Below are 22,230 nucleotides of genomic sequence, written 5' to 3'. Positions count from 1 at the left end.
GCGGAACGGCGTTATCGTCAGCGAATCAGGTCATAACCGTAGTCGGTTTTACCCAGCGCCATCGTATCCTGATCGAGTTTTTCCAGGATGGCGTTCACCAGCGTGGTCAGCATCGTCATCGCCCCTTCGTAACCCCAGGTCGTCGCCCGATGTAGATGGTGGCGATCGAAGATCGGGAAACCGATGCGGATCAGCGGCACTTCAAACCGGTCGCCTTTGGCTTTGGTATCACGCTGGATAAACTTGCCGTATGAGTTGCCGATCATAAAGTCCGGATGACGGGTGAACATCAGCGAGCGGAAATGCCACAGGTCGCAGTTGATAAACACCTCGCTGTCTTTGCCATACGGCGACGACTCCAGCAGTTTGTTCATCGCCTTCAGCCAGCGCTTGGAGCCATTATGGCAAAGGATAACCGCCGGTTCGCAGCCCAGTTCCAGCAGAAAGCGGGTCAGGCCCATTAGAAAATCGGGATCGCCATAGACGCCAAAACGCTTGCCGTGCAGCCAGGTGTGGGAGTCCATCATCATATCGACCAGCCGGCCGCGTTCCAGAACCAGCTCTTCGGCAATGGGTTTCCCTGTCAGTTGGCTCACGGTCATCAGAAAATCATCGGTGGCGGCCAGTCCCATTGGAACCGAAACCTCCGTACCGGGTTGCCCCCAGTCTTCTTTCACTACTTTTTTGCTTTTCACCAAATGCCAGGGTTGCAGCAACAGCGTGTCGATGGCGTTTGGCGCATCGCGCATTTCAGCCTGCGTGGTGCCGCCGGCATACATGCGGAAATGACCGTCGGCCGGCGTATCCAGCACCTCCGACGGATCGGACAGCAGCGAGCACGGCACCGCCATCTGCGCCATCATCCGTTTCAGCACCCGATAATTGCCGAGATAGGTTTCAAATCCGGTGACCAAATTGATCTTGCCGTTGCTGCCGGCCTGATATCCCTCAACGCCCTGCGTAAAGGTACGGGCAAAGCCTTCGAACATATTGTCCCAGCCGGTGATATGGCTGCCGATAAAACTGGGCGTATGGGCATAAGGCACCTCGATGCCATCGGCCACAAAGCCATCTTTTTTGGCGTTGCTGATAAAGGCCTGCAAATCATCGCCGATGACCTCCGCCATACAGGTGGTGGAAACCGCGATCACTTCCGGTTTATACAGGGCGCTGGCGTTTTGCAGCCCCTGGTTCATGTTGTTATTGCCGCCGAACACCGCCGCGTCTTCGGTCATCGAGTCGGAAACGCAGGCTACCGGCTCTTTAAAGTGACGGTTAAAGTAGGTACGAAAATAGGCGACGCATCCCTGGGAACCGTGCACATATGGCAAGGTTTTCTCAAATCCCAGCGAACACAGCACCGCGCCCAACGGTTGACAGGCTTTCGCCGGGTCAACGGTCAGCGCCTCACGCTGAAAATTAAGCGCCTCATATTCCGGCGTGGTGGTCCATTCAAAGACTTCCTGCACACGCTCCGCGCTGTGTGATTCTTCCAGTTCGCTTTTGCTGGCAAACAGCGCCTGATATTCCGGCTGTTCAAACAGCGGATAACAGGGTTTCACTTTCTCGGTATTCTGGCTCATCGCATTCTCCTCCCGCGCCACGAATCGGTGAACTTACGGGATAAACGGGTCGTCAGGCCTCAGGCGGATTTCAGCCAGGGCGCGGTTAACTGTTTCCAGCACGGGTTATTCAGCGTCATATCCATGTCACGGGCGAAGATCGCAAAGCCGTCGTAGCCGTGATAAGGACCGGAGTAATCCCAGGAGTGTATCTGCCGAAACGGCACCCCCATCTTCTGGAACACGTACTTCTCTTTAATACCCGAGCCCACCAGATCGGGTTTCAGCCGCTTGACAAACTCTTCCAGCTCATAGGTGCTGGCGTCATCGAACAACAGGGTGCCCTGCTTCAGCTCCGGCAAGGTACGGTCATAGTCATCGTTATGCGCAAACTCATACCCGGCGGCGATGATCTCCATGCCGAGATCTTCATACGAGCCAATCACGTGACGGGGACGTAACCCACCGATATACAGCAGCACTTTCTTCCCTTCCAGACGCGGGCGGTATTTGGCGATCACCGCGTCGGTCTGTGCCTGATAGCGGGCGATCACCGCTTCGGCGTTGGCCTGAATAACGCTGTCGAACTGGCTGGCGATCTTACGCAGCGAGGCGGCGATCTGCGTCGGCCCAAAGAAATTGTACTCCAGCCAGGGAATGCCGTATTTCTCTTCCATATGACGGGAGATATAGTTCATGGAGCGATAGCAGTGCACCAGATTGAGCTTCACCTTGGGGGTATTTTCCATTTCAATCAGCGTGCCGTCCCCGGACCATTGCGCCACCACCCGCAGCCCTATTTCCTCCAGCAGAATACGGGAAGACCAGGCATCGCCGCCGATGTTGTAGTCGCCAATGATGGCGACGTCATACGGTGTGGCGGCAAACGGTTGGTCGTCTCGCGCGGGCAGCACCCAGTCGCGGATAACATCGTTGGCGATATGGTGACCGAGCGACTGCGATACGCCACGGAACCCTTCACAACGCACCGGCACCACCGGCTTGCCGAGCGCCTCTTTGGCCGAGCGCGCGACGGCTTCAATATCATCGCCAATCAGCCCGACCGGGCATTCTGACTGGATACTGATCCCTTTGGTCAGCGGGAACAGCAGTTCAAGCTCATCAATCAGCTTGCGCAGCTTTTTATCGCCGCCGAAAACAATGTCTTTTTCCTGAAAATCCGAGGTGAAATTCAGGGTGCCGAAGCTGTCGACGCCGCTCACCCCGGTATAATAATTACGTCGACCGGCGCGGGAGTATTGCCCGCAGCCAATCGGCCCGTGGGAAATGTGCGCCATATCTTTAATCGGCCCGAAAACCACCCCTTTGGAACCGGCATAGGCGCAACCGCGTACCGTCATCACCCCTGGCTGAGACTTGCGGTTGGACGTCATGCATTTCCCGACCGATTCCATCCCTTCGTCAACGGTCATGATGTGTTTGGCGCGTTCTTTCCGGGTTTTCTCGGGAAAGACTTCCAGCACTTCCTGAATCAGCGCCTGATTCTGTTGCGTAATGGTGTCTGTCATGTGCTGACTCCTCAGGCCGACGCCGCTTCTTCGGCTGCGGTTTTACCGATGATGGCTTCGTCTTCCTCATCGAGGATCCCGAATTCCATCAGCAAGGCTTCCAGTTCGTCCATAGTGACCGGCGTCGGTACGATCATTTTGGTGTTGTTGACGATCTTGCTGGCCAGCGTGCGGTATTCGTCAGCCTGTTTGCAGGTCGGATCGTATTCAATCACCGTCATGCGACGGATTTCAGCGCGTTGTACGATATTGTCGCGCGGCACGAAATGGATCATCTGGGTGCCCAGCTTTTCGGCCAGCGCGATGATCAGCTCATCTTCGCGATCGGTCTGGCGGGAGTTACAAATCAATCCCCCCAGACGCACCTTGCCGGATTTCGCGTATTTCACGATCCCTTTGCAAATGTTGTTGGCCGCATACATCGCCATCATTTCGCCGGAGCATACGATGTAGATTTCCTGCGCCTTGTTTTCGCGGATCGGCATGGCGAACCCGCCGCACACTACGTCGCCCAACACGTCATAGAACACGAAATCCAGATCGTCTTCATACGCGCCCTCTTCTTCCAGGAAGTTGATGGCGGTAATCACCCCGCGTCCCGCGCAGCCCACTCCGGGCTCCGGGCCGCCGGATTCGGCGCAGCGCACCCCGCCGTAGCCAATCTGCAATACATCTTCAAGCTCCAGATCCTCTACCGAGCCGACTTCGGCGGCCATTTCCATAATGGTGTTTTGCGCCTTGGCATGCAGAATCAAACGCGTGGAGTCGGCTTTCGGATCGCAGCCGATAATCATCACTTTTTTACCCAGTTCGGCGAGCGCCGCCACCAGATTTTGCGTCGTGGTGGACTTGCCGATCCCCCCTTTGCCATAAATCGCACACTGACGTATTGCCATGGTGTCTTCCTCTTTCACAGTGAATGTCCCGGTTTATCTTGCAGGGTGCATACCAGCCGCACGGAAGAGGTTAATCATTTGATAAATAATGATAATTTATATTACGGACACGGTGTGTCGCGGGGGGTTAGGTACAATAATCTGACTAATTGTTGTAAAGGAGACAAAGACGACAGGAGGAATCGGCCGACGGCGGGCAAAACGCGGTCATGATAATCCGCTATGAAATATAACCAGACGGTATTTATGTTAGTGGTGCCCTTCAACTACCTTTGACTTAATTCATCACGGAATGGCTGTCTGATTGATATGACTGAAATTATCCCCTGTCGTGACGTTCTGCTCGACCAACAACTGATTGCATGGCGCCGCGAGTTACATCAATACCCCGAACTTTCCAACCAGGAACACCAGACCACCGCCAGAATTACCCGGTGGTTACAAGAAAGGGACATTCGTTTACTGCCGCTGACGTTAACTTCCGGCGTGGTGGCTGAACTGGGCAACGGCCCGGGGCCGATCGTCGCATTACGCGCCGATATCGACGCTCTTCCCATTGCAGAACTGACCGATGTGGCTTTCCGCTCCAGGCACGCGGGCGTTATGCATGCCTGCGGTCATGATTTTCATAGCGCGGTGATGCTGGGAGCAGCCTGTTTACTGAAAAAACGCGAATCGTCGCTGCCCGGTAAAGTCCGTATTCTGTTTCAGCCGGCGGAAGAGGTTTCCAGCGGCGCCCGGCATTTCATTGAGTCGGGCGCCTTACAAGACGTCGCCGCGGTCTTCGGCTTGCATAACGCCCCTGAATTACCGGCGGGCACTTTCGCCACGCGCAGCGGGCCGTTCTATGCCAACGTTGACCGGTTTGCCATCAGCGTAACGGGTAAAGGCGCTCATGCCGCCAAACCGGAAGAAGGCATCGACAGCATCGTCACCGCCTGCAACATTGTGAATGCGTTGCAGACCTTGCCTAGCCGCAGCTTTAGCTCGCTTGAATCGCTGGTTATCAGTATTACGCGGATACAGGGCGGGAATACCTGGAATGTGCTGCCGCAAACGGTGGAACTGGAAGGGACGGTGCGCACCTACAACGCCGAGATTCGGGAACAGATCCCGGCACGCATCGAACAATTGATTAACGGCATTACCCTTGCTTTGGGGGCAAAAGCGCATCTGGATTGGCAACCGGGGCCGCCCTCGGTGGTCAATACGCCGTACTGGGCGGACTTCAGCAAGAAAATCGCCCGTGACGCGGGTTACCATGTGGAAGACGCCGAACTGCAAATGAGCGGCGAAGACTTTGCGCTGTATCTCCAGCAGGTGCCGGGAACCTTTGTCAGCATCGGTTCGAATAGCCAATTCGGCCTGCACCACCCGCAGTTCAACCCGGAAGAAAGCGCTATCGCCCCCGCGGCCCGTTATTTTGCACAACTGGCTGAAGCGGCATTGCATCAGCAGGGCGTGCTGAATAATGGATTACCGCCCGTGGCGTCCCATAACAATCGGCGCAGCAAAAACATTCCTGTATAATGCTGAAAGCTTATATTTATTAGCGGCGTGAAGCAGAATAATGAAAAGAAAACGTATCCTGATCTTGATTATACTGGTGCTGTTTATCCTCTATCTCAACCGTGACGCGCTCAATCCTTTCGCCACCGACTGCAAGAATATTCCTGCCGGAACCCCCAAACCGGAGGAATGCAAAAAGCCGGTAAAAGAGGTGGCGCCCGGTTTTGAGCTTTAGCGATAAATGCCCCAGCCTTGCTGTCGCTACTCGCATAAATATCTATCTTCGGCATCATTCGCCTAAGGAGTTAACGATGTCAGAAATATCGCCGCCGGCCATGGATGCCGCGTTGCCTGCCCGCGTGAAGGCGGTGGTTGATCGCGCCATTGCCGGGCAACGTATTGTCGGCGCGGTAATTATTATCCGCCATCATGGTAAAGCGCTATACCGCCGCGCCGCCGGTCTTGCCGATCGGGAAAGCGGACGGCCAATGACAGAGGACGCCCTGTTTCGTTTAGCGTCCGTCAGTAAGCCGATTGTCGCCACTGCGGCGATGGCGCTGGTGGAACAAGGCAGGCTGGGACTTGATGAGGACATCCGGCGCTGGCTGCCTGATTTTCAGCCGCGACTGGCAAACGGCGACATTCCGGTAATCACCCCGCGCCAGTTACTCAGCCATACCGCCGGATTGAGCTATCGTTTTTTCGAAAGCGATGACCACGGCGCTTATGCCCGCGCCGGGATCTCTGACGGTCTGGACGACGCACAGATAACGCTGGCCGAGAATCTACGCCGGTTGGCAAGCGTTCCGCTGTTTTATCCGCCGGGAAAGGCATGGGGATATTCGCTGGCGATGGATGTGTTGGGCGCGGTTATTGAGCAAGTTTGCAACCAACCGTTAGGCGATGCCGTACGCTTGTTGGTCACCGATCCGCTGCATATGGATGACACCGGTTTTTATACCCGGGATGCCGATCGCCTTGTTACGCCTTACGTCAATGCATCGCCATCTCCATATCGCTTGCAGGAAGCCGACACAGTTCCGCTTTCAGAAGGCAGCGGCGGCGGCGTACGTTTTTCTCTCGCGCGTGCGTACAATCCACAGGCATTTCCGTCAGGCGGCGCCGGCATGATCGGCACAGCCGATGATGTATCGACCTTGCTGGAGACCTTGCGTCAGGGCGGGACGCCATTACTTTCCGCTGATCTGGTTGAAGAAATGGGCCGCGATCAAACCAACGGACAGCCTCTGCCTGATGCGCCCGGCATTGGCTTCGGACTGGGGTTCTCCGTACTGCGCGACCCACTGGCCGCCGGATCGCCGGAATCAGTAGGAACCTGGCGTTGGGGCGGAGTCTACGGCCATTCGTGGTTTGTGGATAAAAAACAAGGGATCAGCGCGGTGGCGCTTACCAATACCTTATATGAAGGAATGGCCGGCAACTTCGTTACCGATCTGCGGGATGCCATCTACGGTGTAGGTGGTGCAGTGGAGAAGTGATGAGAGGCCGAAGCTTGAGGCAGCGATGGTGTTGCCTTTCGGCTTCAAATGAAGAGGGCTAATACAGTAAAATCCCGCCAACAGGGACGGGATTCCCTCTCTAAACAGTCGGTTACGCCCCCAATGGCGGTAAAAAGCCGTCCAACATGCAGCTTAAGCTTAGCGGCAAGTGGCTGGAAGAACTGCCAGCCCGTTATTGTCACCGTTGAACGCGGCCAGTTGCTGATCCGTATTGTGGCTGAATGACAGACAAAAAAATCCCGGCCTGTTTTAGAGCCGGGGTTTATAATGGCTAATAAAAGTCGGGATCTATTCGGCCTTCAGCTTTCAAGATCTCAAGGAAACGTTTGTAGGCAGTTTCATCATATTCAAGAAGATCATCAAGGAGTCTCTCCTCTATTAAAGGTTTATAAAAGACACCTTGGTTAAAATAAACAAACTCACCTGATAAATCAGAGTCAATTATATCTATACCATCGCCTAGTTTATAAGCAGATAACCCACCATTCCCCTTAGACAGACCATAGAAGTAAGTGTTACCTCCAACCCAATAGACTGCATAAATATCAACGAAATGCCCCCCACGGTGAGTTATTATTTTCATTGTTTTTCCTTAAATGAAGCCCCTGAGCGTTGTGGCGTGATAATTTTCATATCATAAGCCTTATTAGTCAATGAGTTATATTGATAATGAACTTCAATATTCCTACCATCGGGAAGTGTATGATTAACTGACATTTTCTGAAATCCTGCCGATGAGGGAAATTTAGGATCACTATTCAATCCCGTTAATGGATATCCAGCTGATGGGTTAGCTTTAATTCCATTCCACAATATCTTCTCATTCAGATCCCTCGGGAAAGGATTCTGAATACCCTTGGCCGTTGTTATATATTCCGCGTTTCTGATTAACTGTTGCTGCTCTTTCGTCAAAGACGATAAACCAGACGTCGAACTGCCACTCATCGGTTTCTCTACCGTCAGAGCATAAATAACACCCGCCAATATCCCTTTATTGAGGTTATCTTTGTGCAACTGCTGATCATTCGCCACAGGCTCCAGTTCGGATATAGAGTAGCTGACCAGTTCACGACACTGAGCATTACACTCTGATGAGTCCATCAGCGCCCTGAGTTTCACCAATTCTTCTTTTTGATCAGCGACCGATATCCCTGTGGTCTCTGCCTGTTGCTGCTGCGCCGCATCTTTTTTCTTCAGGTCAGCCAGAAGCTGTTCTTTCTCCGCGTCTGTCTTTGCGTTAGCGTATTTTTCAGTGAAGTCGGTGATGTCCGTATCACTCAGATAATTATTCTCCACCTCATTCTTCGCCGTGTTCGCGCCGCTGCCCGCTGAGGCCAGATTACCACCGCTTAGCCCTCCCACGCCAGCGCCTGCGATCGCCGCCAGATTCGCCACCAGTTGTTTTTGCTCGGCCGACAACGCTTCCGGCTCGACTTCCGGATACAGCGCTTTCGCGAGCATCCCTGCCGCCGCCGCTGAGGTCAATCCTCCCGCCGCGCCCCCCACCGCGCTGCCGCCCTGCGCCTGTGCCAGAAACGCGCCCAGTACCGTATGCAACGCGATGCGGGCAGGCTCATTCCCTTGCGCAACGTCCTTCACCAGCCCCGCCAGGTAGGGGGCCGCCGCGCCGGCAACCGCACCGTTCACATTCCCGCCGAGTCCGCCCGACAGCGCGGCCGTCAGCGCCGTTCCCGCCATCCAGTATCGTCCGCCGACACCATAGTCCTGTTCAACTTGTTTTACTTCATCGCTGGTACGTATCCGCGCATCCATCTCTTCGGCCGGGACGCCTTCACGACTCAATCGCTCCCGTGCCTGGGCTTCCGCCGCGGTTTTTTTATATTCTTTATAAGCGCTCAACGCCTGAACGCCCAGCGCCGTCGCTTCCTTCTGAATGGCCAGCTTGTCCTCGACCTTGCTACGGTCAAAACCGTCTTTGACGCTGCCGTTCGCACCGTCCGTGTCGCGACTGAGTTGGGTGATATCCTTCTGCTGAGCGCTGCCGTCGCGTATTTCAATCACCGCCGGCGATACCGCTGAATGCGTGATGCCGGTCTGTTTATCCTGCACCATCCCCAGCCCCGCCACCGGCATGCTGTCCGTGGAAACCCCGACGCTGAACCCCGTGCCCTTATAGTCGGATATATTGGCGATATCCCGCCAGCCCAGCGTACCGGTACTGAGACTATTTTTCTCTTCCGCCGCCTCGGAAGCCAGTACCGCGCCATCCAGTTGGGTATGGTTGCCGACCCGAATATCAAATCCGTCGCCGCCCGCCCGGATACCGCTCTGTTCTTGTACCGAGGCATAACGGTTATTCAGTATCTGCTGGCTGAGGTTAGCGTTCCCGGCTACGGTTTGACCGGCGCAAATCGGTGGGACGCAGATACTGACATTCAGCCCTGCGCTGGTGCTCTTGCTGTGGTAGGTCGACGTATCCTGTTGACTGCCGATAAGCAAATCACCGCCGATGTCGGCCTCCACACGTTTACCGGAAACGACCGCACCACTCAGCGTCGTATCCGAACCGCTGACCAGTTTCACGGTATCTGTCGCGCTAACCTGAGTTAACTGATGAGTTTGACTGTTCCCCTTTTCCTTCCCTTGCTGGCCGCTGGCGGACAGCTCCACCGTAAAGCCGTTTTGTTGTCCCCCCAGGCCGAATCCCACGCCGATGCCGGCCCGGCTGCCGCTACTGTTTCCGGTTACAGACTCTTCATTTTGCGCAGAAGTCAGATTCAGGTTATTTCCCGCCGCCAATTCGATGTTCCGGCTACGAATATCCGCGCCTATCGCGGTGATATCCCGCTCCGCCGCCAAGCGAATGTCTTCTCCGGCATACAGAGTACTGCCTTCATGCGTCACCGCGTCTTTCTGTTGACGGCTCTGACTTGAGCCGCCGCCGACGCTTACGGTCACCTTGATGGCGGCACTATTCATACCCGTCACCGTGCTCTGCGTCGCCAGGGTGAGCGCCGACTGCGCCGCATAAATCGCACTCAGACGCGGGTCCTGTTTATCCTCCACCGATTGCGACAGCCGCTCCAACGCCTGTACCGCACTGACTGCATAGCCGGACAGCGCTGTCGTGACGCCATACTGGCTATTTTGCTGCTCGCGTAACCGATATTCGGTATCGACGGCGGTATCCAGCGTGATATCGCGCCCGTTCAGCAGCAGGGATTTGCCTGCCAGCAGGTCTGTTCCCGCAATTACAATATCCTCTTTTGCCACAATACCGATATCGCCCTCGCCGCTCTGTATGTGGCTGCGCAGCGTGCTCTGCTGGTTCACTTCATCTACTGAATGATAACGATTCGATTGCCAGCCTACCGTGCCGCTGTAACCGTCACCGCCCAGGTCGCCGATGGTCTTTCTGCCGCCGGTGGTTTCGCTGCGCGCGCTGTTTTGCCCGGGTTGGATCACGACATCGCCATGTTGAGCTTGCAGGAACACATCCTCTACGCCGCTTATCGCCGTACCCACAATCTGAATGTCGCCCTGATGACTGTTCAAGGTGACCGTCTGCCCGCTCAACGTACTGGCCGTCTGCGCCAGCGTGTCCCCCCGCTGTTTTTCGCTTGCCGTCTCGCTGGCGAAAGGTATCTGGCTGACATCATGATTAGGGCCGCCGCTGAGGTGACGGATTGACGAGCCGATACCCGGGATGGCATCGCTGAATGACCAGCCGCGACTGGATGTCTTCGCGTCCGTTTGCTCAGAATCACTCGCACTGAGCAGGCTGATATCCCGCTCCGCATTAATGAGAAGATTGCCTCCCGCTTGAACGGCGCTGCCCGCCACCAGAATATTACCGCCATCGGGAAGTCCCTCAGCCGATGATGTCGTCTGAAGTTGAATATCGCCGGCGGCGCTCAACGTGCTACCGGACTGATACACGCCCTGCGTACGCTGCTCGGTTTTACTGCTGCTCCGGCCTACCGACACGGCAATTTGCGGCGCGTCAAAGACTGCCGCCGCCGCTTCACTCATATATAAGCGGGCTTTCTGCGTCTCCCCGTCCGTTTTGCCGATATCGCGCAGATTTTGATAGCTGTCATACGGCGTGCCTTTCAGGGCGATGCCGATACCGCTGCTTTTGGTTTCATAACGGGTGGTGATATCCCGGGTATCCTGCCCTGGGGTAATAGCAATATTTTCGGCAAGAATATCAATGTTCCCACGGCTGTTATCATCGGTTTGGCTATTGCGTGCGGCGATAATGTCGCTACCGGTAACAAATACGTCTTTTCCGGCCTGGATAACCACATTGCCATCCGCTGCCCCCATCAGGCTGCGAGCCTCACTCTGGCGGGTTTCCGCGCCATCATATTCCGCTTTACTGGATTGTTTGCCGATGGTGAAACCAATACCTCCACCACTCATCAGACCGGATTTTTTCTTGGTTTGTTTTTCATAGTCACGTTGCTCTTCGATACTGGCCGTGATGTCGACATCATTACCTGCTTTAAGCGCGACAAGCGAGTTGCCAGTAATGGCGGAACCTTTCACATTGATATCATTATCGGCCTGCAACGCCACGCTATCGCCCGACAGCAGACTCCCTTTTTCCTCGGTACTGAAATGATCGCGAACGGTATGCGTCACCGTTTTCGAAAAGGTTTTCTTCTTAACCTTGGTTTCTTCAAAGAAGGTGTGCTGCGTTTCCGTCGCAGACAACAGGTTGATGTCGTTAGCGGCCTGCGCCGTCAACGCGCCGCCGGCAACCCCTTGTACGGCTTGCAGATTGATGTCTCTTCCGGCTTGCAGGTTCACCCCTTCTCCGGCGGTCAATTCGGTACTTTGCTGCGTGATGGTTTGCTGCCAGTCCGCATGGCGTTTCCACCAGTTGCCGCTATAGCTTTCCTCTTCCTCCGATAACAGATTGAGATCGCGACCGGCAGCCAGCGTGACATCGCCTTTGGCATTCAGAGTGGACGCTTCTGAAAGCACATCGCGCCCCGCCAGCACTTCAAGGTCGCCGCCGCTCAGCAATTGCGTCGCCGCGATCTCCTGCGTGCGGCGCTGAGCCGTGCCGCCGCCGTGGCGATTCAGCGTTTCCTGAAGGGTTTGCTGTGCGGCGAGTTGAATATCATTCGCCGCCGTCAGCGATAACCCCGCGCCGCCGGAAATCATGCCGGCATCAATCTGAATATTGTTCCCCGCATTGGCTTGCAACGTACCGTCCGCGGTCAACTGACTTCCCTGAACCCCCGTCTTCAGTGATGATTGACTTTGATCCAGCCGATTATTGGTCAACGTCAGCGCTTCAATCGACACATTGTTAGCGGCATTCAGCGTCATATCCTGCCCGGCGCTCAGCGTGGCGGCTACGTTGCGGATATCCTGGCCTGCCGTCATCGTCAGGTCATTGGTCGCACTGATTTGCGTCGTTTTACCCAATTCGGTAAATGTGATGGAACCCGTTCCACTACGCGGGGAGGCAGACGCGGATGTTTGCCATTCGCGGGATTCGGTTTTATTGATGATATCGCCGTTAATACTGGCAAGTTGCAGCGTGTTGCCTTCGATTCGGCTGCCGCTGTTGGTGATAGTATTTAGCGCAACCAGATTCAGACTGCCGTCCGATTTAAGCAGTCCGCCTTCCTGATTATCAATCTTGTCGCCGCTGGCGATAGCCAGTAACTCAACCGCATTAATCGTTCCACTGTTGGTGACGCTGCCCCCGGCGCTAAGATTAACCTGATTGGCGATGATGGCGCTGCCCTGCACGTTATTCTTGTCGGCCTGCGCCAGATACAATTTCGGCGCCAGGACGGTTTGCCCGTTGACCTCAATATTTTCCCACCAAACAATGCTCTCGCTGAGGTTGGCGACCTGCTCCGGCGTCAGGCTGACACCCAATTGCAGATCCAACCCTTTTTGCGCCGCCGCGGCGTTATCCATCAACTTTTGCATTTGCGACAAGTCGGAACCCGTACCATCAAGATAGCGTTTTCCGCTCTGATTCAACACCGCGTTGCTGATGTAGCGGGTGTCGAATTCGGCATCGCCCAGAAAACGATAAGCATGGTCGGCATCCAGGTTCAGTTTGTCCAGCAGATAGGACGACCCCAGAACTTTATCCGCTTGCGTCCATTGTGAACTTGTCTCCACCGGCGCCGTCGTCGATGGCTGTTGACCCAGCATACTCTGCAACTCATTGAACAGGCTGTTATCCACCTGCCCCAGTTGTTCCAGTTTAGGGTTGGTGTGGATCAGATAACGACTGTCGCTATTCGGGTCGACAACCAGCAGCCCATTGTTGCCCGCAGGCAGCGGATAATCAGCCAGTGGATTACTGCTTAATGCCTGTAAACCGTTGCCGATGGCGTCCATCAGTTCAGAAGCCGAAAGATGGCTGAACGGCTCAGACGATTCAACGTCTATCGGCGTCGCGGCGGTATCGGTGATAAGTTGCGGTTTTTCCAACTGGCTTAAAGACACATTTTTAGCCGTCGAACTGACCGCGTGGGCGTTGTGCCCCAACGTAGCGGCGTCGACGCTGGTATGACTCAGATCAACTGCGCCCGTATTGAGCGACGAATTATTACCAACCAGTTGGCGCGTGGTTTGTTTCTGCAATGGTGACAGCGTTTGCGTGGAGGCTAATACCGGCGTCACCGTAGTAGGGATAAAACCGCCGCTGCCCGGTTGCAAGGTGGTGTTGCTGATATCTTCGGCGAAATCGGCGGTAATGGTGCCGCCCGCCTGAATTAAAGCGTTATAGCTTTCGCCGGTGGTTTGTTCGTAGGTTGGGGAGCCTGATAACTTAAGTTCCATATAGGGTTCTAAATTATGGCGTTTTATGTAATATGGTGAAATGCCTATATTAGCGGATTCATAAGGGAAATAATAAGTTAAAAACTCGGTTAATGTGCCAGTCTGATACGATATATTATTAAGTTCGCCTCCCTTTAAATAAACATTATTTTTTGCTAATAACTCCGAAGCAACATTACTCATTATAGAACTATTTACATAAACATCATTCCCTGAACTAATTACTCCGATGTTTCCCTTTGCTGTAATGTTGATGCTTTTATTGGTAATAGCAATTTTTTTTACATAATCTTTAGCATAAGGAGCATAAAAGGTCACTTCATCTACAACATACCCTTCTCTGCCAAAATCAAAGAACATTCCATACTCATCTTCATCAAAAAAAGTTAATGGGATGAAAGCGTTTGTTTTTCCCGCCCACTCAGGAAATTCTGACGCTTCGTCACCACTCTCCGTCACCACCAACCCTTCCCGCTGATTGGTTAACGTGCCGGTATTAATCGTAATATCCCCATGCTGGGTTTCAATCGTACCGGAGCTATTTAATACCGATGCGCTGGCATTGCCCTGTTCATCACGCTGGATCCACAGATTATTACCCGCCAGAATATTGCCGAATACATTGCTGAGCGAATCGGAGAATAACCGCATATTACCGCCGGCATATAACAGGCTGGTATTATTCAGCGCAGATCCTGCCAGCATTAATAAATCACCGGTAACGCCAATCAGACCCTGATTGCGAATATCGTTTTCACTTACCAGCGATAATTTACCGCCGGCCTGAATACTGCCGGCTTCAAGTTGATTGATATCCTGTGCAGTAATCGAGGAGTCGCCGTCACCGGCCAGAATATTTCCCTGATTGGTCAGCTTTCCGCTACTGGCGAGTACCACTGATTTACCTTGAAGCGTACCGCGCTGATCGAGATCGCCCGCGACGTTGAGCGTTAAGCGGTTCCCGGCGGCCAATAACTGCGTAAACGCCAGCGGCCCGTTGATATCGGCGGTCAGATTACCTAGCGCCAGCAGTTGCCCGTTTTGTTGCAGTTCGTCGGTTTTGAGGCTTAAATCCTGTGCGCTGTAAATTTTGCCGCCCTGCTGATTGATCAGACGATGGGTTTGCAACGCCAACTGCGTCAATCCGAGTAAGGTGCCCTGATTTTCCAGCACGTCGGCGATGATTTCCGTATGCTGCGCCTGAATCAGCCCTTTGTTGACCCACTGAGGAATGCGCAATGTCAGCTTATCCTGCGCAATCAGGCTACCTTGCTGGGTAAACTGCTGCGTTTGCACCTCCAGATCCCGTCCCTGTAACCAGCCGGCATTATCCAGCGCCGCCGCTTTCAATGTCGTTGTGCCGTCCGACAGCACCTGCCCGGCCTGCTGATTGATCAGTTTTCCAGCGGTTTCCAGTTGTAATGCGGTTGCTCCCTGCAATACGCCGTTATTGTTCAGAGAATTATTGCCATGCAGCGTAAGACCGGCGGCATTAATCGTGCCCTGGTTATCAATATCATTCGCCTGAACCTTCAGCGCGCCGTCGCTGACCAACCGGGCATCCTGCGCATTACCCAGTAGATGTTTTACCGTTGCATTAAGGTTCTGATTACCGCGCAGCATTCCCTGATTGGTTAGCCAATTGGCGGTTACATCCAGCTTCAGTGCCTGAATTTGCCCGCGGTTATTGATATTCGCCGCCGTCAGCGTCGCGTTACCGCCGCTGACCAGTTGGCTATCTACCGCCCCCTGATAGTCTCCGCTCAGTTGCAGCGTGGCCTGTTCAACCCCCAGCATCTGCCCCTGATTATCCAAGTCACTAGCGATAAGGTGTAAATCGTCAGACTGCCACAGCCCCTGATTGATTAACCTGTCGGTATTAATGGTGCCGACACCGCCATTCAGTAAACGGCCCGGCGAGTGATTAAGCACGGAATCGGTAAATTGCAGATCAAAACCGCCAATACCGGTGACGGTCCCTGCGTTATCAAAGGTCGCGCCGCTTAAGGCCAGCGCGCCCTGAGAGTAAATATCGCCCTGATTGCCAATCTGCTCGCCTATAAATGACAGGCTGTTCAACCCCGCCAGCGTGCCGCCATTGACCAGGGAACCCACGTTGACGCTCAGATTACCCGCCTGCCACAGGCCAAGATTGTCGGCCTGTTGGGCCTGAATGGTTGCGGCGCCGCTGCTCAACAACTGACTGGTTTTATCGCCAATATAATCATTGAGATCCAGCAGTCGTAGCGCGGAAGTGCCCTGAATACGTCCCTGATTTTCCACCCGCTCAGCGCTAAGTCGCAGATCGTTCGCCTGTACGCTGCCGTTATTGTTGAGTAAAGCGCTGTTAATCACCCCGTCGCCATTGGTCAGCAGTTCACCGTTTTTGCGGTTGGTTATCTCTCTCTGATTGGTTATTTGCAGGCGATTCAGGCCCAACAGGCGGCCATCGTTATCCAACGCATCGGTATTCAGTTGCAGATTATTGGCCGCGATCTCTCCGCTCTGAATTACACGGCTTGCCGTCAGGGCGGCATCGCCGTCGCTAAGCAGTTGAGAACGATCATTACCCTGATAGCTATCTTGTAACGCCAGTTGCAACCTGTTTTGTCCCACCAGCGCGCCGGCGTTGAGTAATGCGTTTGCAGTCAACGACAGCAATTTCCCCTGCCAGAATCCCTGACTGCTGACGCTGCCCGCTTCCACCAGCAGTTCACCGCCGGTCAGCAGTTGTCCGGCGGCGCCGACGGTGAGTTCATCGGCCAAATCCAGTTCAAGCCCGCGTTCACCAACGATCGTTCCCTGATTGTCAACGACTGCCCGGTCAGTTGCAGAACGCGGCTTTCCCAACGACCGGTATTGCCAAGATGATTACCGTGCAGCGCTAAAAGCCCCGCCGTATACAGCAAGCCGCCGCCTTGATACTCACCGTTCAGCGACAATCCATCGGTGGCGACCACATCGCCGTCATTGCGGATAGCCTCACCGGCCAGTACCGCACTGCCGTTACTGGCTAACACGCCCTGATTATTAATCTGTATGGCGGTCAGTTGGCCGTCGCCGCCGGAAATTAATGTGCCGTTGTTCAGCAGCGTTCCCGCAGGCGCTGGCGTGCTGAGATCCCGCGCATCATCGGCCAGCGATAGCGCCATTGCCAACAAAGACGATTGATTGATGGCGGGTGAAGTAACCGCAATTTTCAGCGAGCGATCGCCCTGCACCCGGCCTTCGTTAATGAAACGATGAGTTTCAAGCAGCAGATTTTCAGCCTGCCACTCGCCGACATTAAGGGTATCAGCCGCCTGTAGCGTGGCGACGCCCTGCGTCAGCAATTTACCGCTTTGCAAATTTTGCAATGAATGACTGGCGGTCAGTTGTAGCGCCGCAAGTCCGATTATCTGTCCGGCATTGGCTATTTCATCGGCGGTCAGCGTGATCTCTTTTGCCTGCCATTGCCCACGGTTGTCGACGGTTTGCGCCGTAACGGCGTTGTCGCCCTGACTAAGCAACGCGCCGCTATTCTGCAAGCTATTGCGGATCGCCAGCGTCAGCGCGTCAACGCCCAATAGCGTTCCCTGATTATCCAGATCGGCGGCATCCAGTCGTACTGATTGCCCTTGCAGCGTACCCTGCTGTTTTACCGTTCCCGCGGCCACATTCAGGTCACTGCCTCCGTGGATTAGCCCACGGTTATCAAGACTGCCTGACAAACTGAGTTGAAAGTCATCAACCCCCGTGATCCGCCCGCTATTGTTCAGACTGCCGGCGGCGATATTCAGCAGATTGCCGTCCAGCGTTCCCTGATTGTCCAGTCGGTCAAGAATATTCAAATCCAGATGTTGGATGCCATCGATTTGCCCGCGATTAGTGAGTCGATCGCTCTGAGCCAGCGTGGTCAACGCCCGCAGAGTTCCTGAATTATCTATGGCCAGAGAGCTCAGGTACAAGGCATCGCCGCTAAGCCAGTCGCCGGTATTGATCAGCTTGTCATCCGCATGCAGCACACTGGATTGAAGAGATCGGACCTGACCGCCGTTGGTGATGTTATTCGCGCGCAGATCCAGGCGCTCGCCCTGCAATATCCCCTGATTAACCATGTCATGCCCTGACAGCAGCCAACGCCCTTGCGCCAGCAGACTGCCGGTATTATCGAGAGCGTATGCCGTCGCCTGCGCATCACCGCCGATGCTGGTTTTGCCACGGTTAAGCCAGCGATCCGCATTCAGTAAAAACTGCTTCGCCTGCAACTCGCCGTCGGTTTCCGCCTGGGCGGCGGTCAGGGTCAGCGTATTCCCCGCCAGCAATTTACCGGCTGCATGCTGTACCAGTTGACGATCGGCACTGACCGTCAGCGAATTATCGGCCTGAATAACCCCCTGATTGTCGAGAAAACCACTGTGAATCTGTAAATCCGGCGCGGTCAGCGTACCGTTATTGGCGATGTCGCCGGCAGTAACCGCCAGGGTTTCCCCAGCCAGTAACACGCCACTGTTATTTAGACCGTTATTCAGGCCGGCCGTCAGCGACGCTCCCGTGCTGAGCGTGCCGCTATTAAGCGCGGCGCCGCCAGACAGATTGATCATCTGTTGCGCGTTAATCGCGCCGTGGTTATCTATCGTCTGATTGTTCAGATCAATATTTTGACTCGCCGCGACATCCCCCTGATTGGCGAGATAGGTACTGTGTAACGCCAGCGTTTCCGCTTGAATCGCCCCCCAGTTCGCCACGTCGTCGGCCAGTATAAACAGATGGCTGTCGGTCAGGATTTTCCCCTGATTATTCAGCAGCGTTTGTAACTCAAGCTTCAAATCGCCGCGGGCGCTGAGCAATCCAGCGTTGTCAATGCGGCCTGCCTTCAACGTCAGTTGTTCAGCCGCCGACAGCGAGCCGCTGTTAATCAGTTGGTTGCCCCCAAACGACAGCCCCTGCAATGATGCGATATCACCCTGATTATCCAGCGAATCAACGTTCAGATTCAGCGTCTTCCCGGCCAAGGTGCCACGCTGCACGATTTGCCCGCCTTGCAGCGTCAACGTATCACCGGCGGTCAGATTACCCTGCCAGTCACTTTGTTGAGTGGCGCTAATCGTTGCGCTATTTTTAGCTTGCAGCTGTGCGTCACGGGTGGCGGTCAACGTTTCGGCCTTAAGCCGGATAGTTTGCGCCCCGGCAATCCCGGACAACGTGATGTCTTTGGCTTGGATGCCAAGCTCGCTCTCGGCTTTGATACCGCTTAAGGCGTCCTGCCGTAATGCGCCGTCGGCCGTTATCGCCACGTTATCGGCGGCTAATTGGGTATTATTTATAGTGACATTGTCACTTTTTACTGTTAGATGATGTCCGGCAGTGACCGTACCTTGCGCATCGACACCCGCGCTAATCCGGGAATGGGTCGCGTTCAAGTCACCTTCCGAGGCAAGCGTAACGGATTGTCCCGCACGTAACGTGGCATCCGTCAGGGCGATCCCCGAATTCCCGTCGAGAGTGAGTTCGCCGTCGGCCTGCTGCTTGCCTTGTAGCGCCAGCGCTTCTCCTTTCGCACGAATATTTCCCTGTGCAACCGCATCGCCAACGCTGAGTTTGCCATTCGCCGACAGCGTGATATCACCGCTGCGGGCACTCAGATTACCGACGTTGACGCCGACCCCTTTATCGTTGGATATCAGCGTAATTCGGTTGGTGTACATGCCGCCTAATGCGCCGGTATCCAGCGCCACTTTGATGCCGCTATTATCCGCCGTTTGCGCCGTCACATTGTCGTTTGCATCGACCTGATTCGCACCGAGCACCACCTGAGCTTCATTAGCGTTTAACCCCGCGTTGATCTGTGCCGTGCGGGAAATCAGGCTGAAATAGTCACTTTTACTGGCATCCAGCCCTTGCCCCGTGAGCAAAATATCTCCGCGCTTTACGTCAATACTTTGTAACCTGCCCTGCGCGTCAAATTGCGGTTTGCCCGTCGTCAACGTGACCCGAGGGGTATTGATAAATCCGCAGCCATCACAGGTGATGCCGTAGGGGTTGGCGACCATCACGCTGGCCTGTTTCCCGCCTACTTCCAGATAGCCGGCCAGCGTACTGCGATTGGGCGATACCACTTCGTTGATAATGGCGTCCGCCGCCTTACCTTTCAGATTAGGGTTATTCTGGATCAAACCGCCAAGCTGGGTCGCATTGAGCCGCTCCGTGCCGTTATTCAGGATCAATCCTGATTTATCGACATTGAAGTCGTGGTATTGGTTATGGGAAATACCCGCGCTATTCGGCGTCGCAATGTTCACCACGGGTACGCCGTTGCCGGCTTTATCCACCGAGGTATTGCCGGCGGCAACATTGACGCCGGCCGCCATCGCAGGCAGAACGGGCTGGAAGGCGATAAGATTAATCAACGTATAAGCGATTAACCGTTGCGTTGTTTTAATTGTTTTCATCCCTGTCCCCACACTGTGACATGTTTCAGCGGCTAAAAAGAAACACCGATGCGGTAATAAACGGCAATCGCATCAGGATTTAACCAGCCTGGATAATCCAACGGCCAACCGACGGTGATCTGCTGCGCCAAATACCGATTGGCGACCCCGGCACCGAGCGCCGCCCCCCACAAAGTACCGGCGGATTCGCCATCCCCTTGATGCGCAGAAAGATGCCCGCCATCCAGCGCCGCCGTTAAGGTCAGTTCGCCCAATAACGGCAATGCCACAGGCCGCCAATTGATTTCATTGCGCCAATAGCCGCCACGGTTGCCTGAAAGGTATTGTTCTTTAAATCCACGCACCGAACTCTCTCCGCCCAGCGTGACCTGCTCGCTGCCATACAACGTCTGTGCAGAATACTGACCGTAGAAGTTGGTGAGATAACTGATGTTTTCAGTAATCGGGTGGTAATAACTGGCGGCCAGCGTCAGCTTGTTAAACGCCGCCCGTGGCGCATCGCTATCTTTGCCAACATCGCTTTCCGCCCCAAACCAGCGTGTCCCGCGGCTGTACGCCGGGTTAAATGTCGCCAGCCCGCCCCACAGTTTCTGGCTGTGATTAACGCCGACAATGGCCGTGCTGAGTTTTCGGCTGCTGGACTGCAAAAGCACATCATTGAGGTAGTTATGCCCGATACGGTGAGCCATGCCCGCCGACAGACTGGTTTTCATATCGCCATTACGAAAGACCACACGCGACACCGACAGACGGTGCGTCTGACTATCGCCGGTGGAATGCCAGAGGAAATCCCGGTTCAGGAAATCATTGCGGTAGCGGCTCCAGGCGTAGTCATAATTGAGATTCCAGTAGCCATAGGGCACGGAAACCCCGGTTTGAAAATTTTTTGCATTCTGGCCGGCGGAAAATCGGCTGCTGTGTCCGCCGTTGATAAACCATTGATCGGCAAGGCCCAACAGGTTGTCTCCCCACAGCCCGCCGTTTAGCTGTTGCTCGCCGGTGCTTTTTTGCCCACTATTATCAAAACTTATGTTTGCCGTCAGCGGCAGTTGTTTTTTACTGGTTAAATTGACGATGGAATAGCCCGGCTGGCTTCCCGGCAGAATTTCAATGCTCACCTGCTGCGTCGGCATACGGTTAATCTGTTCCATCCCCTGTTCAATATCCCGCAGATTAAGGATTTCACCCGCCAGTCCGGGAAATACCTGCTTTATAATTCGTCTTGATTCATTATCGATTTTAATATATTGCAGTCGACCTTCCAGAATATCGATCTGTAATACGCCACTGGATAAATCCTGCTCACGAATAAACGCACGACTGGTAATATACCCTCGCTCGATATACCAATTACTTACGTCATGGATAAGTTTATTTATTTCATTAACATTAATACAACGATTAATATAATTGTTATTTAACCTTTCTTTATCTTTTTCGCTCAATAATGAACTATGGTTATAGCGAATTGCCTGAATAGCGAAGCAATGGCCCCGTTCGGCATCACTCCCCGCCGCTTGCCGCTCCTGGCGTTGATTCAGTTGTAATAAGGATTCACGCTGCTGGCGAGCCTGTTCAATGATTTCCGCTTGTCGTTGTTGTATTTCATTTCGGTCTGCCGGGTTAAGCGGTGCCGACAATACGAAATAAGGAAAAAGAATAGGCAGAATCAAAAGCCGCCTGATAAAAACCAGCATCGTTTTCATCCCTGAGGTTATTAATTTTTTCTGGCATAGTAGAACCGTTAATTACCAAGCTCAATATATTTTTCGACATATTATTTTACAATAATTAATTTGGCTTAACTCAATACAAAATATCGCACTAACGAATAATTACAGAAATATGACGTTCGTCATTTCGATGCCGCAAAAAATAGTGAATTCCACGTAGGAAATAGAAGAATAATGACACCGCAAGAAATCAGGGAAACCTGTGGCATCTTGAATGGCATTTTTGATGCATCATATTGTATATTGATGACTTTGGGCGGCGCTGAC

General features: G+C 54.0%; 10 protein-coding genes. 3 read left to right on the top strand and 7 right to left on the bottom strand.

What is annotated here, in order from left to right; genetic code table 11:
• Positions 1–17 precede the first annotated feature (17 nt).
• From nifK to nifH, 3 genes are read right to left on the bottom strand one after another with little or no spacing between them, the layout of a single operon-like run.
• Positions 18–1,583 carry a nitrogenase molybdenum-iron protein subunit beta gene (nifK, locus tag HOY33_RS00095; protein WP_172287520.1) on the bottom strand — a complete coding sequence of 522 codons (1,566 nt, stop codon included), beginning with the start codon at positions 1,581–1,583 and terminating at the stop codon, positions 18–20.
• 59 nt (positions 1,584–1,642) lie between these two features.
• Positions 1,643–3,091 (bottom strand): nitrogenase molybdenum-iron protein alpha chain, encoded by a 1,449-nt coding sequence (nifD, locus tag HOY33_RS00090; RefSeq protein WP_172287518.1) that lies wholly within the window; start codon positions 3,089–3,091, stop codon positions 1,643–1,645.
• 11 nt (positions 3,092–3,102) lie between these two features.
• Positions 3,103–3,987 (bottom strand): nitrogenase iron protein, encoded by an 885-nt coding sequence (gene nifH / locus HOY33_RS00085; protein WP_172287517.1) that lies wholly within the window; start codon positions 3,985–3,987, stop codon positions 3,103–3,105.
• A 309-nt stretch (positions 3,988–4,296) separates the two neighbouring features.
• Between nifH and HOY33_RS00080 the strand changes: the two genes are divergently transcribed.
• From HOY33_RS00080 to HOY33_RS00070, 3 genes are all read left to right on the top strand, one after another.
• On the top strand, positions 4,297–5,517 hold the full coding sequence (locus HOY33_RS00080; RefSeq protein WP_172287515.1) for a M20 peptidase aminoacylase family protein: 1,221 nt from the start codon (positions 4,297–4,299) through the stop codon (positions 5,515–5,517).
• Between the two features lie 40 nt (positions 5,518–5,557).
• Entirely contained in the window at positions 5,558–5,731 is a 174-nt protein-coding gene (locus HOY33_RS00075; RefSeq protein WP_172287514.1) for a hypothetical protein, read from the top strand.
• Positions 5,732–5,807: 76 nt separating this feature from the next.
• Complete coding sequence (locus tag HOY33_RS00070; RefSeq protein ID WP_172287512.1) at positions 5,808–6,995, top strand: serine hydrolase; 1,188 nt, start codon at positions 5,808–5,810, stop codon at positions 6,993–6,995.
• 292 nt (positions 6,996–7,287) lie between these two features.
• Here HOY33_RS00070 and HOY33_RS00065 read toward each other — a convergent pair whose 3' ends face one another.
• Genes HOY33_RS00065 through HOY33_RS00050 form a run of 4 tightly spaced genes read right to left on the bottom strand, consistent with a single transcriptional unit; the run spans position 7,288 to position 21,927 of the window.
• Entirely contained in the window at positions 7,288–7,599 is a 312-nt protein-coding gene (locus tag HOY33_RS00065) for a hypothetical protein (protein ID WP_172287511.1), read from the bottom strand.
• Entirely contained in the window at positions 7,596–16,565 is an 8,970-nt protein-coding gene (locus tag HOY33_RS00055; protein ID WP_253906901.1) for a hemagglutinin repeat-containing protein, read from the bottom strand. The genes HOY33_RS00065 and HOY33_RS00055 overlap by 4 nt, the downstream gene beginning before the upstream one ends.
• Positions 16,523–20,230, bottom strand: coding sequence for a filamentous hemagglutinin N-terminal domain-containing protein (locus HOY33_RS20545; protein WP_253906900.1), 3,708 nt, complete (start codon positions 20,228–20,230; stop codon positions 16,523–16,525). Before HOY33_RS20545 ends, HOY33_RS00055 begins: the two co-directional genes overlap by 43 nt.
• 32 nt (positions 20,231–20,262) lie before the next feature.
• A complete protein-coding gene (locus tag HOY33_RS00050; protein WP_172287509.1) occupies positions 20,263–21,927 on the bottom strand; it encodes a ShlB/FhaC/HecB family hemolysin secretion/activation protein in 1,665 nt (554 codons plus the stop codon).
• Positions 21,928–22,230 lie beyond the last annotated feature (303 nt).

The sequence above is a fragment of the Brenneria sp. hezel4-2-4 genome (assembly GCF_013155275.1).
GTDB lineage: Bacteria > Pseudomonadota > Gammaproteobacteria > Enterobacterales > Enterobacteriaceae > Brenneria.
This window is presented reverse-complemented; position numbering and strand designations above follow the sequence as displayed.

What these genes read in the sequence shown, in the direction of transcription:
- HOY33_RS20545 (WP_253906900.1), bottom strand. Translation starts at nt 20,230, where the DNA reads ATGAAAACAATTAAAACAACGCAACGGTTAATCGCTTATACGTTGATT.
- HOY33_RS00065 (WP_172287511.1), bottom strand. Translation starts at nt 7,599, where the DNA reads ATGAAAATAATAACTCACCGTGGGGGGCATTTCGTTGATATTTATGCA.
- HOY33_RS00050 (WP_172287509.1), bottom strand. Translation starts at nt 21,927, where the DNA reads ATGCTGGTTTTTATCAGGCGGCTTTTGATTCTGCCTATTCTTTTTCCT.
- HOY33_RS00070 (WP_172287512.1), top strand. Translation starts at nt 5,808, where the DNA reads ATGTCAGAAATATCGCCGCCGGCCATGGATGCCGCGTTGCCTGCCCGC.
- nifK (WP_172287520.1), bottom strand. Translation starts at nt 1,583, where the DNA reads ATGAGCCAGAATACCGAGAAAGTGAAACCCTGTTATCCGCTGTTTGAA.
- nifH (WP_172287517.1), bottom strand. Translation starts at nt 3,987, where the DNA reads ATGGCAATACGTCAGTGTGCGATTTATGGCAAAGGGGGGATCGGCAAG.
- nifD (WP_172287518.1), bottom strand. Translation starts at nt 3,091, where the DNA reads ATGACAGACACCATTACGCAACAGAATCAGGCGCTGATTCAGGAAGTG.
- HOY33_RS00075 (WP_172287514.1), top strand. Translation starts at nt 5,558, where the DNA reads ATGAAAAGAAAACGTATCCTGATCTTGATTATACTGGTGCTGTTTATC.
- HOY33_RS00080 (WP_172287515.1), top strand. Translation starts at nt 4,297, where the DNA reads ATGACTGAAATTATCCCCTGTCGTGACGTTCTGCTCGACCAACAACTG.